Source organism: Phocaeicola paurosaccharolyticus JCM 15092 (assembly GCF_000613805.1).
Taxonomy (GTDB): domain Bacteria; phylum Bacteroidota; class Bacteroidia; order Bacteroidales; family Bacteroidaceae; genus Phocaeicola; species Phocaeicola paurosaccharolyticus.
In genome coordinates, this window is the sequence record NZ_BAJR01000011.1 from 24,181 (window position 1) to 35,876 (window position 11,696).

An 11,696-nucleotide genomic window follows, 5' to 3' on the forward strand; every position below is an offset into this window, starting at 1 on the left:
GTTTAATAACTGTAAATAATAGAATTTAGTTATGGTTATATATCCTAAACCTTAGGATAAAGAAACTTGTAGAAAAATATGTCCATTAGGTGAAAAATTTATACAAAAGATTTGGCGTTATCTTATTTTTTTACATCTTTGTATGAAATATTGAAACACAATAAGTTCAAAATTAGCTTGATAGCATTCAGTTTGCACCATCTTTTCCATTTCCCTCTTTCTAATATTGTTCTGTTCACAATACTTTGGTTGGTGAAGATTATGACATTGCCAAGAGCTTATAACTTAGTCTATAAAAACACTCGCAATTATTAGAAATAATAAAGCTGCGGAATTAATTATTAATACTATGAGACTTAAAACTATCTTATTTTTTACATTGTTTTTCTCGCTTCAGATAATTGCAGGCAAGGTTATCAAGAACCCGGAAATAGAATACAGAGCTAGATGGATGACAATCACTGAGATTGAACTTACGAAAGAAGCAACTATAATTCGTGGCACCCTTGGACAGGGTTCGTCTATCATCAACAATACAGTACTAAGGGACCGCAATTCCGGCAAGGAGTATAAGTTCCTTCGCGTAGAGGGTATCAAGGCACACGAACAGGCTGTTGATGGAACAACCTGCAGCGTATATTTTGAACCTTTGGATGCTGAAGTCAAGGAGCTCAACTATATTGAGGTGGGCAATAATATGCTCGGCAACTATTACGGCATAAAGCTACAGTCCAAGACAAAGCAGTCGAAAAGAGAGGTAGCTAATTCGGGAGCAAGGGAGGTCAATCCTGAATCACTTGACTTTGATTATTATATGAGTCAGCCTTACACCCCCAATACTAAATGGCATTTCAGCAATCTGCCATACAAGAGTGCTTTTGAGGGAGGTAAGGCACAGATAAAAATCCATATAAAAAAATTACCGAAGGAGATTGCTAATATGGTGGCAAGTGCGACAGCAAGAGTAACTAATCAGATTACAAGGCAGGAGGAGACGATATTCGCTAATATTGACGAGAACAATAGCTTTACGCTCGACCTCAATCTTCCCTATCCGCAGTCCATATATATAAATTCTTTCGGTAACTTATTCATTACCCCTGGTGACACTCTTGAAATGTTCACTACTATAGAAACGGCTCCAGACAACAGAGGTCCTAGATTTAAAACTTTTCGCAGCAAGGGAGAATCTGCTGTGATAAACACACTTCTTCCTAAGCTCATTGAAAAATATGGTAAGAACGAATACAATTACAAAGAGGCTTCTGAGATGATTGCCAAAGGCAAGGATGCTGTTCAGCCTGTTCTTGAGCGTTGGGCAAATCAGGCAAACGAGATTATTGCAGATGAGGAATTCCGACAGGCACTCATCAATTCGCCGCTCAGCACATTCGGAAAAGATATAGTAATGATGTCGGCTGTGACAAACAAATGTATTGAGGTAGAGGATGTAATGTCAAATTATCAATCCAATCAGTATACTCAGACACAGTCAGAAGACGGTAGTGTGAAGTTAGAAATGAATCCAAATTATGTTCCACTTGATTATGACTTAGTATATGGCATATTGTTGAAGAACAAGGATCTTATTTTCAACAATGCTCTCGTACTCTGCGAATTCAGTCAGTGGGTATTTGTGAATCGTACACTTTATAGTCAAATGCTCAATAAGTGGAACAATGATAGAGATGAGCATGGTTATATAATAAATCAGTACCGTTGCGACGATTATGGTATGGCAGGCACTTTTATGAATGACCTTTGGTTATCGCAGCACATTGTTTTTGATATGGAGCGAACCCAAAAGGATGATAAACTTGGTCAGCTTGGTGAATACCGTTCAGTACGACTTGACTATATAGCAAACAAGGTTGGTGAGTCTTTGGCCGGCATTCAGAATATAAAGGTGGCACAAACCATAACCAATGAATTCCGCAACTTTGTGAAATCAACAGAAATCGGCACTGAAGAGATCGGAACAGGTTGGACTGAAGAACAGGAAGCATTATGGAACAAAATCGTTTCACCTTACAAAGGTAACCTCCTTTTACTAGACTTCTGGAATATGGGTTGTGGACCCTGCCGTTCAGGCATGATGAGTCAGAAAAAAATTGTTGAAGAATTGAAGGACGAACCGGTGAAGTTCCTCTACATCAACACCATTAATGAGAAAGATGACAGTGAGAAGTGGATGGGCGAAAAGAATATAAAGGGTGAGCATATATACATAACCAATGAAGAATGGAAGCAATTTCAGACAATGATTAACTTTCAAGGAATTCCTCGTTGTGTACTCGTAGGGAAGAACGGCAAACTCATTGAAAGGGATTTTGATATTACAAGTGCATCTGAAATTGGAGAACTGATAAAGAGATTCTGAATCAGCTTGATGAGTTGTAGAACTCGGCAGTAAGATGCTTCAATCAAGATGTACACTCGATATAACGTAATGCCTTTGATAAGTAATTTATCAAAGGCATTACTGTTTATGTAGTTCAACTTGTCGAGATAGTAATTATGAAAGGTACTATTCTGAAATAATAGCGGGAACAAAGTCAGAAGATGTCAGCTCTTCAATAACTATATTTGCCCACTCTTTCAGATTATTATCTTTCCAATCTCCTTCCGATGAGGCTGAAGGGTATAGCATTGAGCATGTCTCATTCTTATCGGCTATTGACCATGCTGCCCAGCTTATCTTATTCTTATTCATCCAATTAATCCATTTTCCCCACTCTTCACTATTTATAGGTCCATCTCCTGTAGCTTCCATTCCGGCACATTCAGAAACGAATATAGGAAGTCCTTTAGAGAGAGCATAGTCCGCTCTGTCGCGCAGTGATTGTCCATGGGTATTAGCATAGAAGTGAAGGGTGTACATAATATTCTTGAACCCTGTTATAGGATCATCTGCCGCAATATGAATGTCCTGATCCCAATGGGGACTGCCAATAAGTATTACTGCATTAGGCTCAATTGCTCGTATCGTTTTGATAAGCTCTATAGAGTAGTTCTTTACCTCAGTCCAACTATCGTTTATAGGCTCATTGTATAACTCATAGATTACGTTAGGTACACCCTTATATCTCTTTGCCATCTTGGTAAAGAACTCCTTGGCCTCATTTAGCCTCAAGTTATGGCAGTGCCAGTCTATTATGACATAGGCACCATTCTCTATTGCTGCATTGGCAATTTTGCTAACGCACTCTATGCCAAAGTCCGGCCTGTTTATATAACTGTTCTTATCAATGTCTACGCCCATAGCAGCACGCAGTACATCAGCTCTCCAATGATTTATAATATATTTTGCGGATGATTCATTATAAAAACGTGGCCAGAAGTTATGCCATCCGTAGCTTACACCTCGCAGTGTAACTGTATCTCCATTACTGTTCATCAGAAAATTGCCCTTGACAGAGAGTGCAGGAAGTATATTAGTCCTATCATTATTATTGATGAAAGTTCTGCTTTTACATCCCATTAGCATCATAAGACAGCATAATGTCATAATAAGTTTTATCTGCTTCATAAATTATAGTTTATCAAGGTTGATTAAATCATTGGTTATCTGTTATGTTAGCTTATAAATATACCAAATAATCTGTAATATCATAGTTAAACTATATTAGTTTTACATGTGTACCTAATCAGTAAAGAAATCTTTTTATTGTAAAACAATTCTTTGTTTGCCATCGTCATCCCATCGGTCGTCAGCGCCGACCATTCAGTTGTCGTCGGCGTCTCATCAGTTGCCGCCGTCAACTGAACAATATAACCTTACATCTCCCTGTTTATGGCATAATGAGAGCTTTTAATTTGTACAATAAAAAAGGCCTGTACTCTCTGTACAGACCTATAATATATTTGGAATAAAACTTAGTTACCAATTATCATTCTCATTGCCCACCAATCCATTTTTCACTGCCTCCTCAATTTTGTCCATTATTACATTTGAGAATGCGTGAGTCATAATAAGTGCTTTTGCAGATGTCTTCTTATGTTTATCTTTAGGAACGAAAGGAAAACATCCGTCAAGCGCCCATTTTTCTTCCACAGTTACTGGAACAGTACCACCCATGGCTCCCATGATTCCTCCTCCTGAAACGATAAAAGCATCATAGTTCTGTACTGTATAAGTAACTCTTATCTTGCCATCCTTGATATCAATTTTTATGATAGGTTTCACACTTATCTCATAAGTGTTAATTCCACCAACGTGAGAGGCTACATTAGAAAGATATGCCTGAACTATTATGCATCCCAACTCCTTGTCGTTCAATTGAATGACAGATTTTGCGTCGTTGAATGATGCTGTTGCCCAATAGTTTAATAATACATACAATTGATCTTTAGTCTGATTTTTGCAATCTATAACTTGGATGTAAGTTAGTGAGTTGTTCTTATCTAGAGTAAGGGTAGAGACGAGGTTTTCAGCTGCTTCAGTCCATTTTTCACCATATCTCTCTTTAGCGTACTTCTCAAGATCGTCTGTGCGAATTAATTGAGCATTTGCTGCTACTGCCATCATTATTATAGAGGCAAGAATAATAAGTCGGTTTCTCATTTTGTAGTATAAATTAATTTTATTGTCTTTGTTCTGTTTTATTGAATAACTTTTCTTGACAAATATATAAAAAAAGAGTCCTAAAAAACAATAGGCAATAATTTATTTGAATATTAATACTATTTATTTACTGATGTTTTTCAATTTATTTCATTAAGTTTGTGACACTTAATAACCTTAAATTAAAACGAACCACCTAAAAGTAAATTTAAGAGTTATTACTATGAAGAAGAAAAACATTTTGTTGGTTGGATTACTCTGTCTATCCGGCGTTGCAAGTGCTCAGCATTCTAATTCCAAGAATGTTAGGCCTATAACAGTCAGAGAGACATATGACCATCCTTTTTGGAATCCCAAATTGCCGGTGGATGAGCGCATCGACAACCTTCTATCTCTTATGACAGTAGAAGAGAAAATCACACAGATGATGAACCGTTCTCTCTCTATTGACCGGCTCAATATTCCTGCCTACAACTGGTGGGGTGAGGCTTGTCACGGTTTGATGGGTGTCTCAGATGTGACAGTGTTCCCTCAGGCTATAGCTTTGGCTGCCACCTTCGATGATAATCAGGTGTTAAAGACATACTCTATGGTATCTGACGAAGCACGTGGACGCTTTAACTCTATCCCAAGAGACGGAGAGATTGGCCCATATGTATCTTCAATTCCAAATCTTACATTTGGGCCCCAAACGTTAACCTTATACGCGATCCTCGTTGGGGAAGAGGACAGGAGAGCTTTGGTGAGGATCCTCTATTGCTCTCAAAAATGGGAGTTAGTGTGGTTGTAGGTATGCAAGGTACTGATCCTAATCATTTCAAGACGCACGCTTGTGCTAAACATTATGCTGTACACTCCGGTCCTGAACCGTTGCGTCATGAGTTTAATGCTGTGGTGAGCAAACGTGATTTGTGGGAATCATATCTGCCTGCATTCAAGGCATTGGTGAAAGAGGGTAACGTACAGGAGGTGATGTGTGCATATTCTGCTTTCGACGGTAAGCCATGTTGCAGCAGCGGACGATTACTTATTGATATATTACGTGAACGTTGGGGATACGAAGGCATCATCCTTACAGATTGTGATGCTATAAACGACTTCTATATACCTGGCAGACATGAGACACATAAAAATCCTGCTGAGGCTAGTGTGGATGCTGTGTTGCATGGTACAGACCTGGAGTGCGGTCGTTCCTATCAGTCGCTTAATCAGGCATTGAAGGATGGACTTATCACCGAACTGGATATTGATGTTTCATTGCGCCGTGTATTAAAAGGACGTTTCCAACTAGGTTTGCTAGATCCTGATGAACTATCTCCATATGCATCAATACCGGGAAGTGTAGTCGACTGCCAAGCTCACCGTGACCAAGCATTGAATATGGCTCGTTCAAGTCAGGTGTTGCTTAAAAACAATGGTCTGTTGCCTCTTAGTAAAGAGTTGAAGAATATTGCTGTTGTAGGTCCTAACATCGATGACGAAATAATGATGCGCGGTAACTATAGTGGTGTCCCTACTCACTGTACTACTATTCTTGAAGGATTGAAAAAAGCTATGCCTAATGCAAACTTCATCGTTGAGCAGGGCTCCGGCATAGAAAATAACTATATTGAGTTCTCAAAGAATAATCAGGTTATGAGCAATGGAGAGATTGGATTCTCTGCCCGTTACTTCAAAAATCAATCATTCACAGGAGAACCGATAAAATCTATTCAAGTGAAGAATATAGATTTCCAGACTGAGGGAGGTTATGGGTTTGGTGAAGGGGTACCTACATCCGACTTTTCAGCTATATATACTGCTAAATATAAGGCAGATAATAGCGGTGAACTCTCTTTCTCTGTTCGTGGAAATAACTTTACTATAAAAATTAACGGAGATAGCATTGGCGGGTTCAGACCACGTCCACTGTCATTCACATACACTCCAGGCATGAAGCTTACGGAAGATCAGCGTCGTGAGCTCTTCTCTCAATCTTTCCGTCGTCCTCTTACTATTAACCATAAAGTGAATAAAGGAGAGGAATACAATATTGAGATAGATTATATCTCTGCAACCAAAGGCTCTGTATCCAACTTGATGGTAAATGTAAATGAACGTAAGTTTACAGATTTCGCTGCTATTAAAGATAAAGTTAAGGATGCCGATGTAATTATCTATGTTGGTGGTATCACCTCATCACAAGAGGGAGAGGGGCATGAACGTGCTACTATCGAACTACCGGAGGTTCAGCAATCATTCTTGAAAGCAATGCATGATACAGGTAAGCCTGTAGTGAATGTCAACTGCTCCGGTTCGGCTATCGGATTTGAGAATGTTGACTCATATTACGATGCTCTCCTTCAGGCTTGGTATCCAGGACAAGAGGGTGGTGAGGCTGTTGCCGATATACTCTTTGGCAATTACAATCCTTCAGGAAAGCTTCCTGTTACTTTTTATAAGTCTACGTATCAGTTGCCTAATTTCATGGATTATGAGATGACCAACCGTACCTACCGTTACTTTAATGGAGTACCTCAGTATGCATTTGGTTACGGATTAAGCTATACCAAGTTTGACTTCGGACAGGCTAAACTATCTAAAAATAAGATTAAAGCAGGTGAGAGCGTGAAGATTACTATCCTGTAGAAAATGTGGGAGGTAGAGATGGAGCTGAAGTGGTGCAGGTATATGTAAAGAGCCTGACAAACCCTGATGCTCCAATAAAAGCTCTTAAGGCGTTTAAACGTGTAGAAATAAAACAAGGTGAAAAGTGCAAGGTTACTCTTACACTCACTCCTGATGCTTTTTCATACTACAATGACAAGAAAGATGATCTTGATGTATTCACAGGCGACTACCAGCTTCTATATGGTTCATCGTCACGTGATGAAGATTTACAGGCATTGCCTATACGTGTAATCTAATAAAAGAGTTGCAGTGTCAATTGTAGATATACTTAATTCTTTAAACAGACTTTTTCTGTTGTCTGTTATTCAACAGGTATGGAGTATATATATTGTCATTGCATGAATAACCTACCATCATAAAAAAGGTGTACATCTGATGTACACCTTTTTGTTCTATATCATAATAGATTTATTTCTTCAACCACTTATCGAGCCATTTGAAGTATGTTCTCTGCCAAAGAATACCATTCTGTGGTTTCAATACCCAGTGGTTTTCATCAGGGTATAGAAGAAGCTCTGCAGGAATACCGCGAAGAACTGCAGCGTTGAAAGCTGACATACCTTGTGAAGCCAGAATACGATAATCTTTCTCACCATGGATACAAAGTATTGGAGTATCCCATTTGTCAACAAACTTATGTGGTGAGTTAGCAAAGGTGCGCTGTGCGATGGCATTGTTCTTTTCCCAATATGCACCACCCATATCCCAATTTGCAAACCACATCTCCTCTGTTTCCAGATACTGCTGTTCGATATTGAAGATGCCATCGTGTGCTATGAATGCTTTGAAACGTTTGTCGTGATTTCCTGCTAACCAGTAAACAGAGAAACCTCCGAAGCTTGCTCCAACACAACCAAGACGATTCTTGTCAACATATAATTCCTTAGATATATCGTCAATAGCCGATAAATAATCCTTCATACACTGGCCTGCGTAATCACCGCTGATCTGTTCCAGCCACTCCATACCGAAACCTGGAAGACCACGACGGTTTGGAGCAATGATGATATAATCGTTTGCTGCCATAATTTGGAAGTTCCATCTGTAGCTCCAGAACTGGCTTACAGGACTCTGAGGACCACCTTCGCAGAATAGGAGGGTAGGGTATTTCTTGTTTGGATCGAAGTTGATAGGATAGATCACCCAAGATAGCATATCTTTTCCATCTGTAGTCTTAGTCCATCTTTCCTCTACCTTTCCAATCTTGAGCTGTTTGAAAATATGGTCGTTCTCGTGAGATAGCTGCTCTACTTTTCCACTCTTTGTGTTGAGTGTAAATATTTCGTCAGCATGACTTATTGAGTGACGAGTTGTTATTATATTATCACCGCACAGATTTACTGAAGCATAGTCATACATGCCATCTGTAAGCTTTTTTACTTCACCCTTAAGGTTTGTTGAATATATCATGGTTGTACCATGCCATACTCCAATGAAATAGAGTTTAGATGAGTTTTTCGTCCAGCAGAAATCGTCTACTCCCGATTCGAATGATTCGGTAACATACTGTTTCTTACCTGTAGCAAGTTCCATTACGCAGAGGCGGTTTCTGTCACTCTCGTAGCCATCACGTTCCATACTTTGCCAAGCGATATATTTCCCATCTGGTGAGAACTTAGGATTGATGTCATAACCCATATTCTTGTCAGGGTTGTCTTCGCTCTTGCAGAGATTCTTTGTACTCTTGTTCTCGAGGTTATATAGATATATATCCGAGTCGGTAGAGGTGGCATATGCCATTCCCTCTTTCTTACGGCTTGTATATGCAATGCTCTTTGAATCGCAGCTCCAAGCAAGCTGCTCAATACCTCCGAAAGGTTTCAATGGAGCCTCGAATGGTTCGTCAAGCATTATATCTGTTGCTTTCCCTATCTTTTCACCGTCGAATGGCGCAACAAAAGGATGTGGTATGCTCTCTACCCACTCATCCCAATGTTTGTACATAAGGTCGTTAACAATGATACCTGATGATTTTGGAAGGTCTGGATAGATGTCTACAGTTCGTTTACCATACTTTATCTGTGAGATGAAGAGTACCTGTTTGCCATCAGGAGAGAATTTGAATCCCTCAATGTCACCTTCATAGTCAGATATTTTCTTTCTGTCTGTTCCGTCAGGATTCATCTCCCATATCTGGCTGCTTCCGCTTTCATTGCTGAGGAATGTAATCTTCTTTCCTGCTTTTGTCCATGTTGGCTGGTTCTCACTGAATGCGCTTTGTGTAAGCAGGGTGTTGTTTTTCCCATCAGCATCCATTACATATATCTCTGTATGGCTCTTGTTCTGTGGTACGCTGTAGTATGTCACTGTGTAGGCAATTTTCTTGCCATCAGGAGATACGTCAAGACTTCCTATTCTTCCCATTGCCCAAAGAGCTTCAGGAGTAAGAACTCCGTCTTTAATTTCAATGTTCTGTTTACCGATAATATTCTCTGATTTTGTATCGGACAGATTTAGCCCACTACTTGTTGAGGCTATCAATAAAGAAACTGACATAATTAGAATCTTCTTTTTTTTCATAGGTGGTAATATTTAAAAAAGGGCAGAATTGTAAAACTCTGCCCCTCATATTATATCAACAAATTATTTTTTGTATCTGTTCATCTTTTCTTTCTGTATTCTTTCCTGCTCTTTTTGTAAAGCTTCAAGTTTACCCATCAATCCGCCTCCTGTGCCTTTCTTCTGGCTATTCTTAGCTTTATTCGCCTGAAGTTTAGCAAGAAGTTTCTTCTCATCAGTAACCTCTCTTAGGACTACCATTGTCAGGATACCAATAAGACCTGAAATAAAGTAGTAGTAGTTAAGACCTGAAGAGTAGTTATTGAATATGAATATGAACATAACCGGCATAAGGTACATCATCCACTTCATAATAGGCATCTGCTGTTGACCACCCATGCTCATATCTTGCTGCTTCATTGTGTAAATTGTGTTCAATATATTAGTGATACTGAACAGAAGACAGAACACGCTAAGGTGATTTCCAAGAAGAGGAATGTTTGTTCCCCAGTTAATCAGGTCATCATAAGTTGACAAGTCAGGTGCCCAAAGGAAACTCTGTTGACGAAGCTCTATAGCGTTTGGCACAAAGAAGAAGAGTGCCATGAATACAGGCATCTGGATAAGCATAGGAAGACATCCTCCCATAGGACTTACTCCATATTGGCTGTATAGTGCCATAGTCTCCTGCTGCTTCTTGAGAGCGTCTTCTTTCTTAGGATACTTTTCATTTATCTCCTGTATATATGGCTTAAGAACACGCATCTTTGCGGATGACATATATGACTTACGAGTAGCAGGGTAGACGAGGACCTTAACGATTATAGTCATAAGTAATATTACGGCACCCATGCTTAATCCCCAGCCTGAAAGCCAGTCGAAGAGGTTGATGGTGAACCATCTGTTTATCCAACGTATGACAGGCCATCCAAGATATACAAGGTCTTCAAGTTCAAGATCTTTATTAGAGATACTCAAGTCATTACTTGCATGTAGAGTTTTGAAGTGGTTAGGACCGAAGTAAAGCTGCATGTTTGTTGACTTAGCTCCTGATGGATCAAAGAATGTAGACATATCAGCTTTATAATCTTTCAGATAACCACTGTTCTCTTCCTGAGGATTTGACTCAAGTATAGTCTTTGTGAAGTCCTGATCGGCGATGAAGACAGATGAGAAGAACTGGTTCTTGAATGCAATCCAATTGAGGTCCTCGGTCATATCTTGTCTATCCTTCTTGGTTTCACTAAGATAATCAGAGTGCTCATCAACAACTTTGTATGTAAGTGATGTATATCTCTGTTCGAAAGTGTAACCTTTCTCAAGTTGACGTGCTTTCTGAGACCAGTTGATATTTACACTCTTAGTTGATGTAGGGAAGAAGTTGCTCATACCTTTTGCAGTAAGTATGAAGTTCATCATATATTTATCATGCAACAACTTGTAGTCAAAGTCTATATATCCGCCATTACTTGCGTTAAGACGCATTGTAACTGTACTATCTGTTACATTGATAGGCTGGAAGTAGTAATCTTTGGTTAGTATATTTCCCTCTTTTCCATCGAATGCAAAGTTCATTCCTGAGTCCTTAGCATCAAATAAGACTAGTGGTTTACCATCTTGTCCGTTGTACTTCTTCAGCATAGCCGAACAAACTCTACCACCTTTATTGGTAAAAGTAACTTTTACCAAATCATTCTGAATAGTAACTAGCTGTTCAACTCCTTTTGAAGCATTAAAGAAAAGAGATGTAGAATCGACGGTATTTTTCTCTACCAAAGCATCAGCCTTTGCATTGTTTTGTTGCACAGGTTTGCTCTGCTCAACAATCTGAGTAGAATCTTTCTGTCTTTTTGCTCTATCAATCTCCGCTTGACTAGGCCGGCTGAAAATAGAAAAGCCAATAAGAACGGCTCCTATTAACGTGAACCCAATTAAAGTGTTTTTATCCATCTTTACGATTTAT

Annotated in this window: 8 protein-coding genes; 4 read left to right on the top strand and 4 right to left on the bottom strand. The window is 39.2% G+C overall.

Going from position 1 to position 11,696, the window contains the following annotated elements:
• Nucleotides 1–349 precede the first annotated feature (349 nt).
• Nucleotides 350–2,380, top strand: a complete 2,031-nt coding sequence (locus JCM15092_RS06535) for a TlpA family protein disulfide reductase (protein WP_024993962.1) — start codon at nucleotides 350–352, stop codon at nucleotides 2,378–2,380.
• A 147-nt stretch (nucleotides 2,381–2,527) separates the two neighbouring features.
• Here JCM15092_RS06535 and JCM15092_RS06540 read toward each other — a convergent pair whose 3' ends face one another.
• The gene (locus JCM15092_RS06540) at nucleotides 2,528–3,529 is read right to left on the bottom strand and encodes a glycoside hydrolase family 5 protein (RefSeq protein WP_024993963.1); all 1,002 of its coding nucleotides are present in this window, start codon (nucleotides 3,527–3,529) and stop codon (nucleotides 2,528–2,530) included.
• A 351-nt stretch (nucleotides 3,530–3,880) separates the two neighbouring features.
• Nucleotides 3,881–4,564 (bottom strand): DUF4468 domain-containing protein, encoded by a 684-nt coding sequence (locus JCM15092_RS06545; RefSeq protein ID WP_034541668.1) that lies wholly within the window; start codon nucleotides 4,562–4,564, stop codon nucleotides 3,881–3,883.
• 223 nt (nucleotides 4,565–4,787) lie between these two features.
• Between JCM15092_RS06545 and JCM15092_RS17505 the strand changes: the two genes are divergently transcribed.
• From JCM15092_RS17505 to JCM15092_RS17510, 3 genes are read left to right on the top strand one after another with little or no spacing between them, the layout of a single operon-like run.
• Entirely contained in the window at nucleotides 4,788–5,354 is a 567-nt protein-coding gene (locus tag JCM15092_RS17505) for a hypothetical protein (protein WP_235782290.1), read from the top strand.
• The gene (locus JCM15092_RS15230) at nucleotides 5,267–7,192 is read left to right on the top strand and encodes a beta-glucosidase (RefSeq protein ID WP_235782294.1); all 1,926 of its coding nucleotides are present in this window, start codon (nucleotides 5,267–5,269) and stop codon (nucleotides 7,190–7,192) included. The genes JCM15092_RS17505 and JCM15092_RS15230 overlap by 88 nt, the downstream gene beginning before the upstream one ends.
• A gap of 5 nt (nucleotides 7,193–7,197) precedes the next feature.
• A complete protein-coding gene (locus tag JCM15092_RS17510; RefSeq protein ID WP_235782291.1) occupies nucleotides 7,198–7,470 on the top strand; it encodes a fibronectin type III-like domain-contianing protein in 273 nt (90 codons plus the stop codon).
• A 172-nt stretch (nucleotides 7,471–7,642) separates the two neighbouring features.
• Here the strand turns inward: JCM15092_RS17510 and dpp5 are convergent, their stop codons facing one another.
• Both dpp5 and yidC read right to left on the bottom strand, forming a co-directional pair.
• The gene (gene dpp5, locus JCM15092_RS06555; protein ID WP_024993965.1) at nucleotides 7,643–9,754 is read right to left on the bottom strand and encodes a dipeptidyl-peptidase Dpp5; all 2,112 of its coding nucleotides are present in this window, start codon (nucleotides 9,752–9,754) and stop codon (nucleotides 7,643–7,645) included.
• Between the two features lie 63 nt (nucleotides 9,755–9,817).
• Complete coding sequence (gene yidC, locus JCM15092_RS06560; RefSeq protein ID WP_024993966.1) at nucleotides 9,818–11,683, bottom strand: membrane protein insertase YidC; 1,866 nt, start codon at nucleotides 11,681–11,683, stop codon at nucleotides 9,818–9,820.
• Nucleotides 11,684–11,696 lie beyond the last annotated feature (13 nt).